The organism is Robbsia andropogonis, assembly GCF_034047095.1.
GTDB lineage: Bacteria > Pseudomonadota > Gammaproteobacteria > Burkholderiales > Burkholderiaceae > Robbsia > Robbsia andropogonis.
On sequence record NZ_CP139170.1, the window covers coordinates 1,599,301 to 1,620,081 of the forward strand.

The 20,781-nt window shown below is 60.8% G+C and carries 19 protein-coding genes; 11 read left to right on the top strand and 8 right to left on the bottom strand.

What is annotated here, in order from left to right:
• Positions 1-155: 155 nt before the first annotated feature.
• Entirely contained in the window at positions 156-620 is a 465-nt protein-coding gene (locus tag SJQ66_RS20545; protein WP_046152910.1) for a putative toxin-antitoxin system toxin component, PIN family, read from the bottom strand.
• A gap of 158 nt (positions 621-778) precedes the next feature.
• Here SJQ66_RS20545 and yaaA point away from each other — a divergent pair, with 158 nt between their 5' ends.
• Both yaaA and SJQ66_RS20555 read left to right on the top strand, forming a co-directional pair.
• On the top strand, positions 779-1,561 hold the full coding sequence (gene yaaA, locus SJQ66_RS20550) for a peroxide stress protein YaaA (protein ID WP_024902216.1): 783 nt from the start codon (positions 779-781) through the stop codon (positions 1,559-1,561).
• Positions 1,562-1,576: 15 nt separating this feature from the next.
• Positions 1,577-2,773 carry a M14 family metallopeptidase gene (locus SJQ66_RS20555; RefSeq protein ID WP_046152877.1) on the top strand — a complete coding sequence of 399 codons (1,197 nt, stop codon included), beginning with the start codon at positions 1,577-1,579 and terminating at the stop codon, positions 2,771-2,773.
• Positions 2,774-2,915: 142 nt separating this feature from the next.
• Here the strand turns inward: SJQ66_RS20555 and SJQ66_RS20560 are convergent, their stop codons facing one another.
• From SJQ66_RS20560 to SJQ66_RS20570, 3 genes are all read right to left on the bottom strand, one after another.
• Positions 2,916-3,695, bottom strand: a complete 780-nt coding sequence (locus tag SJQ66_RS20560; RefSeq protein WP_024902218.1) for a BspC domain-containing protein — start codon at positions 3,693-3,695, stop codon at positions 2,916-2,918.
• Positions 3,696-4,002: 307 nt separating this feature from the next.
• Positions 4,003-4,737 (bottom strand): hypothetical protein, encoded by a 735-nt coding sequence (locus SJQ66_RS20565; RefSeq protein WP_024902219.1) that lies wholly within the window; start codon positions 4,735-4,737, stop codon positions 4,003-4,005.
• 175 nt (positions 4,738-4,912) lie between these two features.
• Positions 4,913-6,250 (bottom strand): helix-turn-helix transcriptional regulator, encoded by a 1,338-nt coding sequence (locus SJQ66_RS20570; RefSeq protein WP_320535240.1) that lies wholly within the window; start codon positions 6,248-6,250, stop codon positions 4,913-4,915.
• 534 nt (positions 6,251-6,784) lie between these two features.
• On the opposite strand from SJQ66_RS20570, the gene SJQ66_RS20575 reads away from it, so the two are divergent.
• The 4 genes from SJQ66_RS20575 to SJQ66_RS20590 all read left to right on the top strand — a co-directional run bounded on the left by SJQ66_RS20575 (position 6,785) and on the right by SJQ66_RS20590 (position 11,845).
• Positions 6,785-7,645 (top strand): fumarylacetoacetate hydrolase family protein, encoded by an 861-nt coding sequence (locus SJQ66_RS20575; protein ID WP_024902221.1) that lies wholly within the window; start codon positions 6,785-6,787, stop codon positions 7,643-7,645.
• 319 nt (positions 7,646-7,964) lie between these two features.
• Positions 7,965-9,794, top strand: coding sequence for an SUMF1/EgtB/PvdO family nonheme iron enzyme (locus SJQ66_RS20580; protein ID WP_253462885.1), 1,830 nt, complete (start codon positions 7,965-7,967; stop codon positions 9,792-9,794).
• Positions 9,795-9,826: 32 nt separating this feature from the next.
• A complete protein-coding gene (locus tag SJQ66_RS20585; protein ID WP_096335523.1) occupies positions 9,827-10,909 on the top strand; it encodes an L-histidine N(alpha)-methyltransferase in 1,083 nt (360 codons plus the stop codon).
• A 69-nt stretch (positions 10,910-10,978) separates the two neighbouring features.
• The gene (locus SJQ66_RS20590; RefSeq protein ID WP_236693470.1) at positions 10,979-11,845 is read left to right on the top strand and encodes a 5'-methylthioadenosine/adenosylhomocysteine nucleosidase; all 867 of its coding nucleotides are present in this window, start codon (positions 10,979-10,981) and stop codon (positions 11,843-11,845) included.
• Here SJQ66_RS20590 and SJQ66_RS20595 read toward each other — a convergent pair.
• Positions 11,806-12,021 (bottom strand): heavy-metal-associated domain-containing protein, encoded by a 216-nt coding sequence (locus SJQ66_RS20595; RefSeq protein ID WP_024902225.1) that lies wholly within the window; start codon positions 12,019-12,021, stop codon positions 11,806-11,808. The two genes, SJQ66_RS20590 and SJQ66_RS20595, sit on opposite strands and share 40 nt — an antisense overlap.
• 153 nt (positions 12,022-12,174) lie before the next feature.
• On the opposite strand from SJQ66_RS20595, the gene cueR reads away from it, so the two are divergent.
• A complete protein-coding gene (gene cueR / locus SJQ66_RS20600) occupies positions 12,175-12,657 on the top strand; it encodes a Cu(I)-responsive transcriptional regulator (RefSeq protein ID WP_024902226.1) in 483 nt (160 codons plus the stop codon).
• Here cueR and SJQ66_RS20605 read toward each other — a convergent pair.
• Entirely contained in the window at positions 12,645-13,514 is an 870-nt protein-coding gene (locus tag SJQ66_RS20605) for a 23S rRNA (adenine(2030)-N(6))-methyltransferase RlmJ (protein ID WP_024902227.1), read from the bottom strand. The two genes, cueR and SJQ66_RS20605, sit on opposite strands and share 13 nt — an antisense overlap.
• A 202-nt stretch (positions 13,515-13,716) precedes the next feature.
• Positions 13,717-14,172: a universal stress protein gene (locus SJQ66_RS20610; RefSeq protein ID WP_024902228.1), complete on the bottom strand. Its 456-nt coding sequence runs from the start codon at positions 14,170-14,172 to the stop codon at positions 13,717-13,719.
• Between the two features lie 440 nt (positions 14,173-14,612).
• Between SJQ66_RS20610 and SJQ66_RS20615 the strand changes: the two genes are divergently transcribed.
• The gene (locus tag SJQ66_RS20615; RefSeq protein WP_036007907.1) at positions 14,613-15,419 is read left to right on the top strand and encodes a 3-hydroxybutyrate dehydrogenase; all 807 of its coding nucleotides are present in this window, start codon (positions 14,613-14,615) and stop codon (positions 15,417-15,419) included.
• A 218-nt stretch (positions 15,420-15,637) separates the two neighbouring features.
• Here SJQ66_RS20615 and SJQ66_RS20620 read toward each other — a convergent pair whose 3' ends face one another.
• Positions 15,638-16,837 carry an amino acid aminotransferase gene (locus SJQ66_RS20620; RefSeq protein WP_024902230.1) on the bottom strand — a complete coding sequence of 400 codons (1,200 nt, stop codon included), beginning with the start codon at positions 16,835-16,837 and terminating at the stop codon, positions 15,638-15,640.
• A gap of 301 nt (positions 16,838-17,138) precedes the next feature.
• Between SJQ66_RS20620 and uvrB the strand changes: the two genes are divergently transcribed.
• The 3 genes from uvrB (at position 17,139) to SJQ66_RS20635 (ending at position 20,625) form a co-directional block, all read left to right on the top strand.
• The gene (uvrB, locus tag SJQ66_RS20625) at positions 17,139-19,220 is read left to right on the top strand and encodes an excinuclease ABC subunit UvrB (protein WP_320535241.1); all 2,082 of its coding nucleotides are present in this window, start codon (positions 17,139-17,141) and stop codon (positions 19,218-19,220) included.
• Between the two features lie 331 nt (positions 19,221-19,551).
• Entirely contained in the window at positions 19,552-20,094 is a 543-nt protein-coding gene (locus SJQ66_RS20630; RefSeq protein ID WP_024902232.1) for an iron transporter, read from the top strand.
• Between the two features lie 207 nt (positions 20,095-20,301).
• The gene (locus tag SJQ66_RS20635; RefSeq protein WP_024902233.1) at positions 20,302-20,625 is read left to right on the top strand and encodes a cupredoxin domain-containing protein; all 324 of its coding nucleotides are present in this window, start codon (positions 20,302-20,304) and stop codon (positions 20,623-20,625) included.
• Positions 20,626-20,781 lie beyond the last annotated feature (156 nt).

Genomic DNA, 20,781 nt, shown 5'->3' on the forward strand with positions numbered 1-20,781 from the left:
AGGTTTTAGAAAGTAAAAAGAAGCAAGGTCCCGCCGGATGGCGGGATGACAGGTGTATTTTAGAGGTTCTGCCTCGCAAACATGGATTTTGGCCGTTGTTTCGGCTGCTCGAGGAGATGAATCGCGTCTCGATGGTAGGCGCGCCGTGTGTCCGGTCAAGTGACGCCGAGCGCTTGCGCGGTGAACACGGTGGGCAATACGACGTGACATCCAAAATCGCGCAGCATCCGGCGATGCAATTTCAGCAACGCCTTGTCCTTCGTCACCAACCAGCGTGCCCCGGTTGACGCCGCGAGCGCTAGGAATTTCTGGTCGTCCCGATCGCTGCAGCGCGGTAGCACCGGCTGCAGTGGCAGTGCGGCGCCGGTGGTCGGGCCGGCTTCCTCGGGGACGATTGGTGTGACGTGATGCGTCCAGGCCCGAGTTTGCGCTAGCGCTTTCGCATCATCAACGGCGTAGGGTACGAATTGGGGATACAACAACACGCGCGCCAGCTCCCGGAGGCAGGCGTCGTCGATGACGGCGTGCAGGGTGCCGGCACGCAACGCCTGGCGGATCGGTTCGACGTCAGGATCGGCGAAAACGTGCAGGTCGATCCACACGTTCGAATCGAGGATGATCGGCGTGGTTGGCCCGCACCGTGCGGTGCGCCCGGTCGTATCTTCCTTGGCGTGGTGCGTGCCGGGATTATTGTTGTCGGCGGGGCCGGTTACAATCACGTTTGCTCTCCGCGTCTGGCGGTCCTTTTGTCAGTCTTTCATGCGTCTTTCTGCCCCACATGATAATCGTTTTGTCCCCCGCGAAGTCGCTCGACTTCGACACGCCAGCGCATGTGCGCACCCATACGCAACCCGCCTTTCTTAAGGAATCGGCTGAGCTGATCAAGACATTACGTACGCTTTCCCCGGCGCAAATCGCCAGCTTGATGAGCATCTCGGACCCGCTTGCGCACCTGAACCACGCGCGTTTTGCCAGTTGGCAGCCGACGTTCGACGAGACCACGGCGAAGCAGGCGGTACTGGCGTTCAATGGCGATGTTTACGAGGGACTCGACGCGAAATCGTTGCACGGCGACGATCTGGCGTTTGCGCAGCAGCACGTCCGGATTCTTTCTGGTCTGTACGGCCTGCTGCGCCCCCTCGATCTGATCCTGCCGTACCGGTTGGAGATGGGGTCGAAGTTGGTGAATCCGCGAGGGCGCGACCTGTACGCTTTCTGGGATGGCAAGCTGGCGGATGCATTGAACGCGGCGTTCGAGCAGCAGAAGGGCGGCGAGCGCGTGCTGGTCAATCTGGCATCGGAAGAGTATTTCAAATCGGTCAAACGCGGCAAGTTGGCTGTTCCGGTTGTCACGCCGGTGTTCGAGGATTGGAAGGGGGGCCGCTACAAGATCATCAGTTTTTATGCGAAGCGCGCGCGTGGATTGATGACGCGCTTCGTGACCACGCAGCGGATCGACAGCGTCGAAGGCCTGAAGGGATTCGACCTGGATGGCTATGCCTTCGCACCAGAGGTGTCCGGCAAGGACAGTTGGGTGTTCCGCCGTCGGCAAGCAGACTGAGACCAGGAAGAGACGATGACAATCAGTATCAATAGCCGGTTCGATAGCGGTGCGGTCGACGTGGTCGACGCGAGCCGGCCGGACGATGTCCGCCTGCGACTGCGCCCTGATAACGCCAGCGCCTTCGCGCAATGGTTCCATTTTCGCGTGAACGGCGTGTTGGGCAAGGCGTGCCGCTACACGTTCGAAAACGCATCCGAAGCGGCCTATCCGGATGGATGGCGTGATTATCGCGTTGTAGCCAGTCACGACAGCGTGAACTGGTTTCGTGTTGTGGACACGCGGTACGATGGCCAGGTGCTGCAATGGCACTATACGTCACCATCGGATACGGTCTGGTTCGCCTATTTCGAACCGTATGGCGAAGCGCGACACCATGCGTTCCTTGGCGAAGTCGCGGCTAGTGGTCATGCGCGTTGCACGGATCTCGGCATGACGTTGCAGGGGCGGCCATTGACCTGCGTGCGTGTGGAAACCGCCGACGCCGGGAGCCCAGGTGATGTGCGTGATGCACGCGGCGCGGACGCGACGGCAACCGCCGTGCGGGCGCCGATCTGGATGATTGCCCGGCAACACCCGGGAGAGACCATGGCGGAGTGGTTTGTCGAGGGATTTCTACGACGGCTGCTGGGGCTGGGCGAGTGGGCGGGCGATCCGGTGGGCCGTCAGTTGCGTGAGCGCGCGACGTTTCATATCGTCCCGAATATGAATCCGGACGGCGCAGCGCTGGGCAACCTTCGCACGAATGCGTGCGGCGCGAATCTGAATCGCGAGTGGATGCAACCTAGTGCGGCGCGCAGCCCGGAAGTGCTGGCGGTGCGTGATGCGATTGCCGCAAGTGGTATCTCGATGTTTTTCGATATCCACGGTGATGAGGCGCTGCCGTGGAATTTCGTCGCGGGCAGCGAGATGTTGCCTGACTTCAGCGACGCACAGCGTGCGGAGCAGGATGCATTCATTGCGCGTTTCAAGGCGGTCAGCCCTGACTTCCAGAATGTCCATGGCTACGAAGCCGGCCATTACAACGCGGACGCATTGACGCTTGCATCCAAATACATTGGCAATCGGTATCGTTGCCTGTCACTGACGTTGGAGATGCCGTTCAAGGACAATGCCGATCTACCCGATCCGGTGCATGGCTGGAACGGTGCGCGCAGCATGGCGTTGGGTGCCGCGATGTGTCTTGCCATCTTGCGGCAACTCGGCGACTGAGCGATGGGGCGCGTCAGATCAGCACAGTCCGAGCGTGCCGCGTGGCGGCGCGCGGACAGATCATTCCGCCCCCGATGCCGTCGCGCCATGTGATTCGAGACTGGGTGGTCGCGGCCCCCCATTCCGCGGGGGCCTGACATCATCACTGCGCCGTGCGCGATTTGCCGGTGTTTTTCGCCTTCGAGGATTTTGCCGGAGCCTTGGCGCCCGATTTTGCCGTGGACTTCGCGGACGAACGCGTCTTCGTCGTCGTGCCACGCCGGCTGGTCGCGTGCGCCGCCTTGCCACGGGTAGCGTGGCGTGAGGACGACGCGCGATTCCGGGTGCCGCGGCTTCGCGATACGGGCGCACCCGCAGGCGGACTCGCTTGCTCGGGCTCGTTATAGCCGAACGCCAGCAATTTGTCCTGGACATACCCGCAACGGAAGTGCAGCAGGTCGGGTTGGCCCGCTTCGCCCGCGTTTTTGCGGTAGCCGAGCCCGCTGACGCGTACCAATGTTTCGACGTTTACGCGCTGCTTACGGTCATCGAACGGCTGGTTCCACGCCTCGATGCTGGCATGCTGATCGTCCAGCTCGGCCGGCAAGAATTCCACGTGGTCGTACAAATGCGATGTTGGCACGACAAAGGCGGCATGCGCGGCGCAATCGGCCACCAATGGATTGGCGTGTTGCTGTTCGATCAATTGCTGGACCATGACGTCGTGGTCCAGGATCGGATCGGCGTGGGCTATCGTGAGGGGCAACAGCGTCGCCAGGGCGCCTGCCCTGAGGCGGGTTGGTCCGAATCGAACGACCGTCAATCCAGCAGGAGACGAGAAAGACGCGGACGATGGGAGGGCGCGAAGGGCACGGTCGGGAATGGCACCCAACCACGCCAAGGCACGGGCGTACCAACGGGAATACGAATCGGATTGCGGCATCTTGCTAACGAAAAACTAGGAAGTCCGAGACCAGATCGCGATCTTTCGGAACAAATAAGAGTCGATGCGCGCGGAAGCGTTCACTTCTGCCAGGGCTTCACGGCAATGGCGAGAGCGGAAACGTCTCACCGCCATCTTTCGACGGGGCGAGTCGCACACAGCTCGTACCAGACACGCGCGCAACGCTGAATGATTATACGGATAAATCGTCTCAGCTCTGCCCAATTGGCGCGGTACCGTTTGAGATGGTGACCTGATTTCGCGCGTGCGCGGATTGTCGTGGGGACCAGGAGAGGGGTATTGCCGCTTACTGATCGATACGATTGAGTCGCTTGTCGAACGTGGTCATCCAGGCAGGTTTATAGACCGCTATGATCGCTGTCATCGCGCAGGTGAACATCGCCTCCCCGCAAGCCTGAATCGACGTCACCATCACGAAGGATGGATCGATCCAGCGCCAGGCGACCCCGAGTAACCCGACATGACCGAGAAGGACCGTCGATGACGATGCGGTCACCGCCAGTACTGGCGTCAGGACGCCGTGCCCTAGCACGAAAGGAGCACGCTTATTCGGGAAGTACCGGGTAAGGATGTTCTCGACGAAGGCGGACACGAGTACCGGGACGACACTGAACGCCAGTAATGTGAGCCCGATGCCGTCCAACGGCGTACTCAGCATCACGGCAACCAGCAACACGACGATACTTGTCCCAATCAGCGCCAACGCCCAGCCGAACAGCGTGACCATCAAGGTCGCACCCAGCAAGTGGAACACGGGACCGTATTGCGACCAGATATCGAAAGTCCACAGCACCGATAGCGTTACGACGCACGACAGCCAGAGGTGCTGCAGCCCGTCGGTGTTGAGTTTCGCGAACGGGGTACTGAACGAAGCGCGCAGCCGGCCAGCCCGGCTTCTGCCCGCGTGCTGAAGATGCGGGAATGGTGTCTTCCGCACCACCGCCGCTGCGAGCACCACCATGGCGACGATCCATCCGCCTATCGATGCCCACAACGGTAAGGGTGAGTAAAGGAAGCCCATGCGCTAAATCTTACCCGCTGCGACGCAACAGTGGTAGCGCGGCACGGCATTGCCGCGCGGACTGTTGTCAAAATCCCGCGTCGCGACGCCGGCGATTCCCGCCATACGGAGCCTGGATAGCCGTGACGGAGGCGTGCAAAATCCGTTCCGATCGCGGCTATATGGCGGATGCGCCTTACCATGTCGAGTGGATATTGTTGTGCGTGGTCAGATCGCGTTCGGCATCGCCGTCTTCCGGGAACGGTACGGTGGACATCGGGGGCAGTGGTGTCTCGGGGGTGTTGTGTCGTTGCGATTCATTGAAGCGTTTGTCAGGGTTGGGAAAGCGCGGCGACGACGGCCAGCGCGGAATGGCACGTTCGGCGCGAGGAGAGCGGATTGGTTCGGTGGGCGACGATGATGCCGTGCCGTTTTGATCATGCTGTGGAAGCGGGGTGCCACGCGGCGGCGACAACGCCTTCGGACCCGGAAAGGGGCTGGCGGGCGTGCTGGGTGGGGCAGGAGGTTCATCCCCATGCATGTCAGGGCGCTGGTCCGGCACCGCATCAGGATGCGCATCGACGCGCCGGTCCTGGAGCGTGTCGGGCACCTGATCGGGGGTTGAATGCGGGCATGCCTCCGGACGAAGGACATAAGGGCGCCGATCGGGCGGCGTGATCGATGGCGTTTCCGGAAACGGTGACAGCGGCGCCCGGGGCGCAGATGTTCCTCGTTCAATCGATGCCGTCGACGCTTCCGCATCCCCTTCACCGGTCAGGTTTTCCACGCTGGGCCGTCCAAGTCGTAACACCGCCGCTACGTCCTGCGACTGGGGCAGGCGCAGCGGCTGTCCAGGCGTCGCCGCTACCGAATCGATTTGCTCAAACATCCAGCCGTTATAAATGGCGACGGCGGCAGCGCGATTGCTTGCTCCCAAAGTCTTGAATACGGTAGCTAAATGAATCTTTACCGTGCCTTCGCTGATGCCTAGCGCACGTGCGATGCCCTTGTTGGTACTTCCCATATGAACAAGGCGCATGATCTGTTGCTGGCGCGGTGACAGCAAAGGCGCGTCCCCAAGACCACGTCGACGGTATGGCAGGCGTCGCTCCGAAATTTCCGGCGATGTCGCCTCCGGACTGTGCAAGCTGATTGCACTAGGCGGCACGTAATGGGTCCCGAGTAGTACCAGTTCAAGCGCACGCACCATCGCGCGGATGCCCATCGAATGCGGCATGACGGCTTTTACGCCCGCGCACATCAGGTCACGGATCAGTTGTGCGGGAAGTTCCCTGCACGTACCGGCGAGCACCAATGTACCCTTATGTTCGGCGATGAGACGCAGTGCCTCGGTTTGGTTTGCTGTACTACCCAAATCACAGAGCAGAAGATCGCGCGCTTCGTGAGATAGCGCACGCCGTGCCTGCAGCCAGTCACGGACATCACTCATCTGTGCACGTCGGTCGAGTTGCCGAAGAAGGGTTTTCATCTCCTCTCGTTCCTGCGCATTGTGGCTGACTACGAGAAATTTCATTGCATCACCTGTATTTCGATGGACTGCGATCAAGCGCAACGTCGTGTGCGTTCGAAACGTCCTCGGAACTGTGGGGCCGTTTTAAAGCGCCGACACGTGCATGACCTGAGTCAGGACTGGCGCGCGGCGCAGTATTCGGTGCGACCCTTCAGCATTGCGGTCGGCCGTGCTGTTTTAGCTGCGTCCGACCCGCATTGCGAAAGGCAGTGGAAGTCAGGCCCATCATTGCAAATTCGGGGATTCCGCGCGTCCTCTCCGAAAGAGATAGGCGGTGGAACAGGATCGACTAGGTGCAACGGATAGTGATGGGCGGTATAAATATTTAGTAATAGGTGCGATGCTTAAGCCTTATAAGATTTTTCGATTAATCTCATGAGGCTAACGGTTTGCCACGCAGGGTGGCGACCTTGACTTTTTCACGGTGCGTGCGGTGCGCGACATGGCGGATCAGCTGACATTGCGCGGACCATGAGACAGGTAATAATGAGATAGGGTGCCTACGGGTCACCCAGGACGATGACAAGGAGAAATACGTTGAAATTGTTGCGTTATGGCGCGAAGGGGCAAGAACGTCCGGCGGTGCTGGGTGCGGACGGCATCGTGCGTGATTTGTCGTCCGTGATCACCGACATTGGGCCGGAGATGCTATCGCCGCAGGGTTTGCAGCGGCTGGCGGGAATCGATCCGGATACGCTGCCGCCCGTGCCTGAGCCCGAGCGGCTGGGCGTACCGTTTATCGGGATGGGCAAATTCCTTTGCGTGGGTTTGAATTACGTTGACCATGCGGCGGAATCAGGCGTGCCCGTCCCGACGGAACCGATCCTGTTTACCAAATGGTCGAGCAGCCTGTCGGGCCCCAACGATCCCGTGGTGCTTCCTCGCGGGGCCGTCAAGGCGGATTGGGAGGTGGAGTTGGGCATCGTCATTGGTACCAAGGCGCGCCATGTATCCGTCGAAAACGCCCTGTCTCACGTGGCCGGCTATACGCTCGTCAATGATGTCTCCGAGCGAGCCTTTCAAATGGAGCGTGGCGGAACCTGGGATAAGGGCAAGGGTTGCGACACATTCGGTCCGGTGGGTCCGTGGCTGGTCACCGCGGATGAGGTGCGCGATCCGCAAGCGCTGACGCTTTGGCTGGACGTCAACGGCGTGCGCCGCCAGATTGGAAATACCAAGGCGATGATTTTCGACGTGGCGTACCTGGTTCACTACATCAGCCAATTCACGACGCTGCACCCGGGTGATCTCATTTCCACGGGAACACCGCCAGGTGTCGGCATGGGATGCAAGCCACCCATCTATTTGCGGCCGGGAGACGAGATGCACTTAGGTATCGATGGCCTCGGGGAACAGCGTCAACACGTCTACGCATGGGATGAACGCCTGCTTGATTGAGGGCGTTGTCCCCACCGCGCACGACGGGATGCCGCGCGGCGGAGTCGATCAGATTGACGTACGGGCATGATGCCTGCTTGTTGCTTTTTTATCCGTACCACGCCGCTTTCCCTTCCGAGGTGACCGGTTGCGGACCGGGTGTGGCCGACAGGATGGGCTTGAGTCGATGCTGTCACCCGGCCCGACGTCACAGAAATGTGCGATTCGGTTGCCATGTCGTGCGATTCGGCCGTCCGACTAGGGCGCGCGGCGGGGTCGCGGATGCGTCCGGGTTGCTGACGGCCTGGATGTATCGCCCGTTTCCGAGGAGCTTGCCCCCATGCCAGACAAGTTGAACGGCGCCAGCCACGGCACGGCAGTCGCGCCGCGCGCCGCCGGTTTCACCCGGTCATCTACCCACAAAGATCGGATACACCCGTCTCGCGTCGACGGCAGTATCCATTCGCCGGCGCAGGCCGCGGCACGGTCAACCGCGTGGCGCGCAGCCATCGGTGATGCTTCGTCCTTCCTGATGCAATATCGGGATGCTTGCGCCGAGACCGACCGTCTGTTCGCCGCTGTCCATCCAGATTTCCTGACCAGCCGTCCGGTCCTGGAACGGCACCGCCTCTTGTTTTATATCGGGCACCTGGAAGCGTTCGACTGGAATTTGTTGGCGTCCCGTGTGCTCCGTCAGCCGTCGTTCCACCCGGTGTTCGACCACTTGTTCGCGTTTGGGATCGATCCCGTGGGAGGCGGCTTGCCCACGGATGTTCCGGAGGATTGGCCGGCGCTCGATGAGATTCGCCGCTATCGCGACATGGTTCGGGACCGTATAGAAACCGCCATCGCGCATGTCGATTTTTCCAGTCCTATCCAGCAGGTTCCCGCGGACAGCCCTGGAAATCGACCGTCTGCGTCCACGATGCCCGCGGGGGTGCCATTGACGCGTGCGGAAAGCCCGATCTCCGGCGGCGGCAATATCCACTCTGACGCCGGTGATGGCATCGTCTCCGTTGGAACATTGTGCCTGGTGGCATTGGAACACCGGCAGATGCACGCCGAGACCCTGGCCTATCTGATTCATCAGATGCCTTACGAACGCAAGCGCATGCCGCCGGATGCGGCACCGATGGTCGTTGCCTCAGGCCGGGCGCGTCCCCGCGCGGCTGATCCGGATGCGCCGATGTGCGTGATACCGTCTGGCACGGTGACGGTGGGGCTCCCTGGGCGCTTTGCAAGCCGCTCACCGCATCGGTCGCCTGAAGTGGACACGGATCGCCATTCGACATCCAACCACGCGTCACCGGACGTGGAGGCGGCAGTCACGCGCCGTGACGATGAACACGACGACCCATCACGGACGCCACGTTTCGGCTGGGACAACGAATGGGTGGACCCGGCAGCCGCCCAGGTACCGGTGCCGTCGTTCGAAATCGACCGGTGGATGGTGACGAACGGCGCTTTCCTGCGATTCGTCGAGGCCGGCGGCTATTACGAACGGTCATGGTGGCGCGACGAGGATTGGGCATGGCGGCAAACGGCCGGCATTGTCCACCCGGCATTCTGGGAGGCGGATGCGCACGCGGCGGACGGGTGGCGGTGGCGTGGCATGTTTGCTTCCTGCGCGCTACCACTGGATTGGCCAGTGTATGTGAGCCGAGCGGAAGCGGCCGCTTACGCGCGCTTTGCGGGAAAACGTTTGCCGACCGAGGCGGAGTGGCTTCGTGCGGCCGAGGGCGTCCCAGGACTGCCGGACATGGAAAGCCGGCCGCCCGGGGAGGAGGGCGACAAGGTGCGCGACCGGTTGTCGCCAGCGGGTCCGGCCGAGTGGGCGTCGAAGCCCACGTCCGGCTTTACCGGCAACGCCGATTTCCGGCGATGGGACCCGGAGCCCGTCGACGCAGCGCCGTTGAATCGCAGTCGCTTTGGTGTGGAAGGACAGTTTGGCAATGGATGGGAATGGATCGCGGACCCGTTTGCGCCGTTTCCAGGATTCACTGCATTTCCATTCTATCGGGGTTATTCAGCCGACTTTTTTGACGACAAGCATTTTGTGTTGAAAGGCGGCTCCCCGCGCACGGCGGCCCGCATGCTGCGGCCATCGTTTCGCAATTGGTTTCAGGCGCATTACCCGTATGTATATGCCGGTTTTCGCTGCGTGCGATGACCGCACGCCTTAAAAGGACAAGGAGAGACTGCATGGCAATGACTTCAAGCGATGTGCATGAGCGGGCGATGTTTGCGCGGGCCGTGCGAGACGGGTTGGGGCAGGAAGGGCAAAAATCGCTGCCGCCCACGTATCTATACGATGCGCTGGGCTCGGCGCTGTTCGATGCCATCACACTGTTGCCGGAGTATGGCGTGACGCGCGCCGAAGAGCGTGTGCTGGTGCGGCATGCCGCGCGTATTGCAGCGCAGGTACGTTCGACCACGCCGCGCACGAAGGCGCTGCGCGTCGTGGAGCTGGGCAGCGGCTCTGGACGAAAGACGCGCGCCCTGCTTCAGGCGTTGACGCGTGAAGGACCGGTTCATTACTGCCCGATCGATGTGTCGGGCGCGGCGCTGGCGCAATGTGCGCAGGCTTTGTCGGATTTGCCCGGCGTGACGATCCAGCCCTTCGAGGGGGATTATCTCGATGGTCTCGCACACGTCGGCCGCGAACGGATGCACGCCGACACGGACGAGGCGGTGCCGGCAAGGCAGGGCGCGGTGGGGCTGCAGCCGCCACGCGGGGATGTCGCGGCGCTAGGGTCGCGCGACTTGCGGGGAGCGCCGATGTTGGTGCTGTTCCTGGGTAGCACGATCGGCAATTTCCCGAGACTTGCCGCGCAGCGCTTCATGATGGCGCTGCGCAGCGCCATGTGCGCGGGAGACGCCCTGCTGCTTGGCGCGGATCTGCTGAAGCCGATCGATACCCTGCTGAATGCTTATGACGACGCGACAGGCGTTACTGCTGCCTTCAACCTGAACGTGCTTGGGCGGATCAATCGGGAACTGCAAGGCGATTTCTTGCTGTCCGCATTCGAGCATGTTGCCCGTTTCAATCCGCAGGCACGCAGTGTCGAGATGCATCTGCGCGCCAAGCAGGGACAACACGTCAATATCCCGGTGGCGGGGCTGCAGGCGGGCTTCGTGACGGGAGAGACGATCTGGACGGAAAGCAGTCACAAATACCTGCCGGAGGAAGTCGTGCGCCTGGGGACCGATGCCCGGTATCATGTCGTCGATCAATGGACCGACGACACATGGCCCTTTGCCGAGACGCTGATGGCAGTGCACTAGCTGCTGTCACATCGCACCGTTCCGGGCGTGTGCGGCAAGGCGCTGGGCCGTTATGAGAACACCTCACCGATGCCTGCTTCCCTTGCGCCTTCATCCTCGCTTTCTGATATGACATCGACGTTGGCGGCAGAGGCGCAGTCGCACCATGCGCCCGTGTCTCGCGATGCCGGTCCGATCGGCGTTATCGGCGCCTTACCGGAGGAGATTGCCGGCTTGCTTGCCCGGTTGTCTTCCTATGGCGTTACGCTTGGCGGTCGGGATTTTCACCGGGGTTACGTCGCGGGCGTCGATTGTGTCGCCGTGCTGTCACGTATTGGCAAGGTCGCCGCGGCGACAACCGCGAGTGTCCTGATTCACCGGTTCGGCGTGCGCGCGATCGTTTTCGTCGGGGTGGCGGGCGGGATCGGTGATGCGGTGCGGGTTGGCGACATCGTGATTGGCGAAGGCTTCGTCCAGCACGATATGGACGCGTCGCCATTGTTTCCGCGTTTCGAGGTACCGCTGTCGGGGGTGTCCCGTCATGCGGCCGACGCGCATTGGTCTGCCGCGCTGCGCCGTGCAGCCCAGACCTATCTTGCCTCGCGCCGGGGGCGCCCGGGCGAGGCGCAACCACGGGTACATTGCGGACTGATCGGCAGTGGCGACCGATTTGTGTCGGGCTTAAATGAGCGCATACTGCTAAGTGAGGCGATACCCGGGTTGCTGGCCGTGGATATGGAAAGCGCCGCCGTCGCGCAGGTGTGTCATGAGCATGACGTACCGTTTGCCGCGATGCGATCGATATCGGACAGCGCGGATGACGGAGCCGCGATCGATTTTCCGGTTTTTTTGCGTGAGGTGGCCGCCGTGTATGCCGATGGCGTCCTGGATACGCTATTTGCGCAAGTGTCGAGCGCTCACGACCCGGCGGCGTCCTGCAACGTCGCCGCCGGATAACCGGCGTCATCGATTGCAGCCCGCAAGGTTTCGGCCGAACGATCGCTTTGCACCTTGACCCGTCCGCTGCCTAGGTCAACCTGCACGTGCGCATTCGGGTCCACGTCCTGGACTGCTTGCGTGACGGCCTTGACGCAATGTTGGCAGGTCATGTCGTTCACTTGAAACTGGGGCATGCTACCTCTCCTGGTTGGGGCGCGATTCATGCAGGATCGGCGTGGCGGGGGAGGCACGGCGGACCACCATGCCTGGTGCCCGCATGCGTCATGCATGCGTCGGGTGTTCATGATAACCCTAGCCTCATGAAAAAGTTGATACGGAGGACATGAATGAATATCGGTGTGGTGGCGAAGGCGTCGGGCGTGAGCGCGAAGATGATCCGGTACTACGAGGACATCGGATTGTTGCCGGAATCGGCGCGGAGTTCAGCTGGGTATCGCTGTTATGGCGAGCGCGATCTGCATGTCCTGCGGTTTGTCCGGCAATCGCGAGACCTGGGATTCAAGATTGATGACATCCGGCGCTTGCTGATGTTATGGCAGGATCGGTCGCGCAATAGTGCGGACGTCAAGGCTATCGCGCTCGATCATGTGCGGGCGTTGGACCAGCGGATTGCCGATTTGAGCGAGATGCGTGCCGCGTTGGCGAACATGGCCGATGCCTGTCAGGGCGACGATCGGCCGGATTGCGCCATTCTCGATACGTTGGCCACTACCCCGTGTTGCGCGGCCTCGTCCAACGAGACCGCATTCGCAGCGCGTCCGGATGTTGCGCCGGGGCCCTCGATGTCGGTTTCTCGTCAGGGAATATAAGCTTCGAGTGACCACGCCGCGCCATCGTCGCCTGCCAGCGTATCGCACAGCCAGGGCAGTGCTTCCTGCAATAGTCCTTCCAGCAGGTAGGGGGGGTTGACGATGAACATGCCGCTGCCGTGCAGGCCAAAGCCGTCGCTGGATGGCCGGGCGACGCGCAACGTGGCGTGCAGCCACGCACCTGCGCCAAGGGTGTGCAACTGCTTGGGGAATGCAACGGACTCCGGTCGCGAAACGATCGGATACCAGATCGCATAAACGCCGGTGGCGAAGCGCTTCATGGCATCGGAGACAGTGGCCAGGGTGCGTGCGTAATCGGATTTGTCTTCATACGACGGATCGATCAAGGTCAGCGCCCGGCGTGATACGGGTGGCATCACACTGCGTAGCGCGTCGAATCCGTCTGCCTTGGTGATCACCGCCCGCTTGTCCGCACGGGAGAAATTGTCTGCAAGGATATCGATTTCACTCGGATGCAGTTCGAAAAGCCGCATCCGATCCTGCTCGCGCAGTAACTGCCAAGCGAGATACGGGGACCCTGGGTAGAATCGCAACTGCCCGTCGGTATTCATCGCGGCAACCTGGTCAAGGTAATCGACGATCAGGGTGGGCGGCGGTGTCAGGGCCGAAGCCCCGGAATTCTGACCGGTCCACAGGCGGCCGATGCCGTTATTGAATTCCTCGCGTTTCGCCGCGAACCCATCGGTCAATGCATAGGCGCCCGCGCCCGCATGCGTATCGACATACCAATACGCCTTGTCCTTGCGCGCCATATAGCGCAGCAGGGCGACCAGCATGGCGTGCTTCAGGACATCGGCGTGATTGCCGGCATGAAAACCGTGGCGATAACTGAACATGATGCAAGCGGGAAGAAGGAGATGGCCGACGTGACGGTAGGGACAGGGATACCGTCGCCGCACCGTGTTGCACAATGCGACGACGGCGAGACCGGACCTCGGCAACGCCCCGGCTTCCCATCGCATCGTGTAAAACAGGGAAGCGATACTATCCGAACCCGGCCGTTCTGGCTATTTTCGCCGCGTCACGGCCACGGCCGCATCACTCGTCGGCGGCGTAGCGTACCAACAGTACTGGCACCGGCGTCACCCGCATGAACTCCTCCGCGACGCTGCCCAGCAAGGCCCGCTGCATGCCGCGTCGGCCATGTGTCCCGAGAACGACGAGGTCGGCGCCCCAGCGGTCGGCTTCCTGCGCCAGTGCATGTACCACGTCGCCATTGGCGCCTTGGGCATCGACGATCGCGGTGTCGCCCCGCACACCGGCCGCCTGCATAGACTCCTCCGCTTCCCTTGCCAGAAGCGCACCTTCCTCGACAAATGCTTTCTTCAGTTCCGCGGGATCGTAGAATCCCACGCCGTAAAGCATCGCAGGGCTGTCCACCACGTAGACGACATGCAACAACGCATCCTGGCTTCTTGCAAAGCGCATCGCTTCATCGAATGCCCGCTTCGAAGTGTCGCTGCCGTCGATCGCGGCCATGATTTTCTTGTACATGGTGAGCCTCCCTTCAGTGGTCATCGTGCGGTTTCATTGTACAGCCACACGTTCGGCGGATGTGTGCACCATCGTCATGTATTCGGGTTAGGAAAGCCCTGATTCGCGTTGTATAGTCACAGGTCAATGAGACCTTCCTAAGCGATTGCCAAATCCTGTAAATCCCCGCACACTGGAACGGCGACAGCCATTCGGAGGGGACAATGACCAAGGAATTCGACGAACGCCGTGGGGTGGAGGAAGGACCGGCTGATCCGCTCGATGATGTATTGATGGGCAGGGCTGACACCGTCCGGGCCGCGCGACCGCATGCCGATGTGCACCGACCGCCGGCGCATGCCGAGACGCCGCACCGGACCCCTGGCACGCCGGGCGAACCCGCTGGTAATGCCGAGATAGTGGCTGCGCAGGATGGTGATCTGACGCTCGCGCCGCAGCCCATGCCCGAACGGGAAAGCGGGAATGGCGCGCTGGCCGGCAAGGTCGCCGTGGTGACCGGTGCGGCCAGTGGCATTGGGCGGGCTATTGCGGAAGGGTTGTCGCGCGCCGGCGCGATGGTCGCCGTCGCCGACCTTGATCTGACAAAAGCGACCGAGGCTGCCGCGCAAATCTGTGAGCGCGGGGGCAAGGCGGTGGGGATCGCGATGGACGTGTCCGATGAAGAAGCGGTAGATCGAGGTTTTGATGAGCTTGCGGCAGCGTTCGGGGCGGTGGATATCCTCGTTTCAAACGCTGGCATCCAGATCGTCGATGGGCTCGACACCTTGCCCTATGCGGATTGGAAAAAGGTGCTTGCAATCCATCTGGATGGGGCTTTCCTGACGACCCGCGCCGCGTTGCGCCAAATGTATCGGGCGAACCGGGGGGGAACGGTGATTTATATGGGATCAGCGCATTCGCATCTGGCATCGCCATTGAAGGCGCCGTATGTCACGGCAAAGCACGGGCTGCTGGGGTTGGCGCGCACGCTTGCAAAAGAGGGCGCGAAGCACGGCGTACGGTCACATGTGGTCTGCCCTGGGTTCGTGCGGACGCCTCTGGTGGAAAAGCAGATTCCCGAGCAGGCAAAAGCCCTAGGTATTTCCGAAGAGGCGGTGGTACGGGATGTGATGCTGGCGGGGACCGTCGACGCGACGTTCACTACGTTGGAGGATGTGGCGCAGACGGTGCTGTTCCTTTGCACTTTCCCTAGCGCGGCGCTGACCGGCCAATCGATCATGGTCAGCCACGGCTGGTATATGCAATAAGGCCGGAAAAAAGATTCGCGGCACCACGCGCCGCCGTCTCTAGAGATATCTTTTAGTCGGTGCGTCGTGCATGGATCGGCCACGGTCACCGTCTTTGTCCCGCACCTGCACGTCTTGCACCGGACGTCAGCGTCGCTTCCGGGCACTTCGTACTGCGAATCGCATCTTGATAACCGGAGGGGCGAAGCGCATCCCTACGGTGCAAGACAAAAAATGGCTTACGATACGACCTTCGCGATCGCATTCGCGACGGCGTCGATGTTACGCGTGTTCAGCGCAGCCACACAGATACGTCCGGTAGACACCGCGTAGATGCCGAATTCCTCGCGCAACTGATCGACTTGCGCACTGGTCAGGCCCGAGTATGAGAACATGCCGCGTTGCGCCGCGATGAAGGAGAAATCGCGTGATGTGCCGGAAGCCTTCAGTTTGGCTACCAGCGAGGTGCGCATCGTGCGAATGCGCTCGCGCATGTCGCCCAGCTCCTCTTCCCACTTTGCGCGCAGCGCCGTATTGCTCAGGACCGCCGCGACGATCGCGCTGCCGTGCGTCGGTGGGTTCGAATAGTTGGTACGGATCACGCGCTTCAATTGCGATAACACGCGTTTTGTTTCGTCGGCGTTTTGCGTGACGATGGACAATGCGCCCACGCGTTCGCCGTACAGCGAGAATGATTTCGAGAACGAGCTGGAAATAAAGGCGGAGAGGCCGGCATCGGCAAACAGTCGAACCGAGACGGCATCGGCGTCGATGCCGTCGCCAAATCCTTGATAGGCCATGTCCAGGAACGGCACCAGACCACGCGCCGCGACCACGTCGACGATTTGCTTCCACTGGTCCGGCGTCAGGTCGGCGCCGGTTGGGTTGTGGCAGCAGGCGTGCAGCACGACGATTGTGCCGGCTGGGTAGGATGTGAATGCTTCGATCAGCTTGTCGAATGCCACGCCGCGCGTTTGCGCGTCGTAGTACGGATAGTTGACCACATCGAAACCTGCCCCCTCGAACAGCGCCCGGTGGTTTTCCCAGCTCGGATCGCTGATGGCCACCTTGGCATCGGGATTCAGGCGCTTCAGGAAGTCCGCGCCGATTTTCAGCGCGCCAGTACCGCCGAGTGCCTGGGCCGTGATTACACGGTTTGCGCCGATCAGCGGTGAATCCGCGCCGAACAACAAGGTTTGCACTGCCTGGTCGTAAGCCGCAAGGCCCTCGATCGGCAGGTAGCTACGTGCCGGCGCGGCTTCCAGACGCGCTTTTTCCGCCTCGGCGACGGCGCGCAGCAACGGTACCTTGCCGTCGTCGTTGGTATAGACGCCGATACCCAGATTCGCCTTGGTCGCGCGCGCGTCCGAGGCAAACGCTTCGTTCAGGCCAAGAATGGGGTCGCGGGGCGCGAGTTCGACAGCGGAAAACAACGTCATGGCAGGGTCTCGTGAATCGGACGAAAGGAAAGAAATCTCAGGTTTGCGCATGGGTGGGACAGGCTATCGGAGCGATATCAGCGAATGAGCGCAGTGATAAAGGGCGCGAATAGCAGAGTTCCACAACGCGACACGCATAAAACAAGTGAATTACCGGTTTCGAAAGCTTTTTGTAATGCAATCCAGGATTGAGGATAATCGCGACAAATCCAACGCCTTGGGACCCTCGTGCTCAGGAAGGTCTAAAATAGGATGTTTACTGGGCGATAGTCAGGTCGTCCGGACCCGATATCTTAAGCCAATGACTGAACTGCGGGAAGTCTCGAACGCCTCGGATGTGCTTGATCCGTCGAAATTCATCGAATTTCCGGATTCGCCATATCAGCTCTATCAGCCGTACCCGCCGGCCGGCGATCAGCCGACTGCCATCCAGACCTTGGTCGAGGGCGTGGAGGATGGTCTGTCATATCAGACACTATTGGGGGTCACCGGGTCGGGCAAGACGTTCACCATGGCCAATGTAATTGCCCGGCTAGGGAGACCCGCCATCGTCTTCGCGCCCAACAAGACGTTGGCAGCGCAATTGTATTCGGAGTTCAAGGACTTCTTTCCGCATAACGCTGTCGAGTACTTCGTTTCCTATTACGACTACTATCAACCGGAAGCGTATGTGCCGCAGCGCGACCTGTTCATCGAAAAGGATTCGTCGATCAACGAGCATATCGAGCAGATGCGCTTGTCCGCCACCAAGAGCCTGATGGAGCGACGGGACGTGGTAATCGTCGCAACGGTTTCCGCGATCTACGGTATCGGCAATCCCGGCGAGTACCACAAGATGATCCTGACGCTGCGCTCCGGTGACAAGATCGGGCAGCGCGAGGTGATCGCGCGCCTGATCGCGATGCAGTACAACCGGAACGAAACGGAGTTTGGTCGAGGGACCTTCCGCGTACGGGGCGATACGATCGATATTTTTCCGGCGGAGCACGCGGAACTGGCGGTGCGTGTCGAGTTGTTTGACGACGAGATCGAATCGCTGCAATTGTTTGATCCGCTGACGGGACGGGTTCGCCAGAAAATCCCGCGTTTTACCGTTTATCCGTCGTCGCATTATGTGACGCCGCGAGATACGGTGATGCGCGCTATCGAGACGATCAAGGCGGAGTTACGTGACCGACTGGCGTTTCTTTATCAGGAAGGCAAGCTGGTGGAGGCACAGCGGCTGGAGCAGCGGACGCGTTTCGATCTCGAAATGCTGCAGGAATTGGGCTTTACGAAGGGCATCGAGAACTATTCGCGACACTTCTCCGGCGCCGCGCCGGGCGAACCGCCGCCGACATTGGTCGATTACCTGCCGTCCGATGCGCTGATGTTGCTGGACGAGTCCCACGTGCTGATCGGACAGTTGAACGGGATGTACAACGGCGACCGCGCGCGTAAGGAAAACCTGGTGGACTATGGCTTTCGCTTACCGTCGGCGCTCGATAACCGTCCGCTGAAATTCAGCGAATTCGAGCGCAAGATGCGCCAGGTCGTCTACGTCTCGGCAACGCCGGGCGACTACGAGCAACGTTCGGCTGGTCAGGTGGCGGAGCAGGTGGTGCGTCCCACCGGTCTGGTGGATCCGCTGATCGAGGTTCGACCGGCACGTACGCAAGTGGACGACGTTCTCGGCGAGATTCATCTTCGCGTCAAGGTCAACGAGCGCGTACTCGTGACCGTGCTGACAAAGCGCATGGCCGAGCAGTTGACCGACTTCCTCGCGGAGCACGGCGTCAAGGTTCGGTATCTGCATAGTGATATCGACACTGTCGAGCGCGTGGAAATCATTCGCGACTTACGGCTCGGAACGTTCGACGTGTTGGTCGGCATCAACCTCCTGCGCGAAGGGCTCGACATCCCGGAAGTGTCGCTGGTCGCCATTCTTGATGCGGATAAGGAAGGTTTCCTGCGAGCCGAACGTTCATTGATCCAGACGATAGGCCGCGCTGCGCGGAATGTGAACGGTCAGGCGATTCTCTATGGCGACCGGATCACGGATTCGATGCGACGTGCAATCGACGAGACCGAGCGGCGGCGGGCAAAGCAGATCGCGCATAACGCCACGCACGGGATCGTCCCGGTGGGCGTGAAGAAGCGTATCAAGGACATCATCGATGGTGTCTATGATGCGGACGACGCGAAACAGGAATTGCGTGAGGCGCAGGAACGCGCACGTGTGGAAGATATGAGCGAGAAGCAGCTCGCGAAAGAGATCAAGCGATTGGAAAAGCAAATGGCCGATCACGCGAAGAATCTTGAGTTCGAGAAAGCGGCCCAGACCCGGGACGCGCTGGCGAGCTTGCGGGAAAAGGCGTTTGGCGCGCGAAAAAGCGACCTGTGATGTCATGGGGTCAATGGCGTGGCAAGACGGTTGTCCGTGGTTCGCCTCCTCGTGTATCGAAAATGTCCGCCTGGCCGGCATGATCCCCCTCCGATGAGGCGTGTCACCGGGCACGAAACACATTAATACGACACCTTTTCTCTTAGCCCGGGGTACTACCCTTACAAATTGTTTTTGAGAATAATTCGTATTATTATTCGACTTCGCGAAGACATCAGTAATATGTTTTGCTTCGTTTGTAAAGCAGGCTTTTTGTAATCACCGGCGTGCATGCGCGGCGGGTAATCAACAGCAAGGGACTCTCATGGTGGCAGCACGTTCGACGGGCGGTATGGCAGGGGCATGCGTTTTCGCGGTGGTGACAACAATGGCGGCATGGTCCGTGGCAGCATCCGCTGCGGAATACCCGATTGGTCAGCACAAGATCGAGGGAGGCATGGAAATCGGCGCGGTGTATCTGCAGCCCATCACGATGGAGCCGGCAGGTTTGATGCGTGATGCCGCAAAGTCGGACATTCATCTGGAAGCCGATATCCATGCCGTCAAGGACAACCCGACAGGTTTCGCCGAAGGTGACTGGATGCCGTACCTGCAAGTCAGCTATGAGCTATCGAAAGTGGGTTCGAAAGACGTGATCAAGGGCGACATGATGCCGATGGTCGCGAACGACGGTCCGCATTATGGCGATAACGTCAAGCTGATGGGGCCGGGCAAGTATCACTTGAAGATGGTTATCAAGCCGCCCCTGCAATCAGGGCACATGGGCTTTGGCCGCCACGTCGACAAGGAAACGGGCGTGGGTCCGTGGTTCAAGCCGATTACGCTCGAATACGATTTCCCGTTCGCGGGCGTTGGGAAGAAAGGCGGCTACTGATCTATCGCTGCGTCGGCAATGGATTGTTCGGCGCATGCGATAGGGACAATGTGCCACGCCATCGGAATGGGTAATCTGGTTAAACGATAAGCATTCTGATTTATCATGTCGGTTATTCGGCGTCCGGCCGGCAACAGGGGGGGTCCGGTCCTCGGACGGCCCCTGTGTTGTCGCCTGGGCGTTTTGCTGTCTGATAAAGGGTTGTGTATGAAGAAGGTGGCAATGGCAACGGCGCTGTTGTTGGCGCATTGGGCGCATGCGGCGGATCTGCCGACGTTCCCGCTCGAAATGGAGGACGGCAAGATGACTCCCGCCCGCATCGAGGTGCCGGCAGGTCAACGGATCAAGATCGCCATCAAGAACACCGGCACCAGCGCGGCGGAGTTCGAGAGCGTGCAATTGCGCAAGGAAAAGGTGCTGGCACCGGGCGGCGAGTCGTTCGTCGTCATTGCGCCCTTGTCGCCGGGCGAATACAAATTTTTCGACGATTTTCATCAAGCAACGGGACAAGGCGTCATCGTCGCCAAGTGATGATCGCGGCGTGACCGGCACGGGAGATCTTGATGACTGATCGCACAAGGCAGGCCGTTGCGCGCTTACGCGATGCGCATTGATGGCGGGGCGGCGTGATGCCCGTGTGGTCGCCAGCCCGGTGCCCGGTAGCGTGCCTCCTCGTCTCCAGGGCCG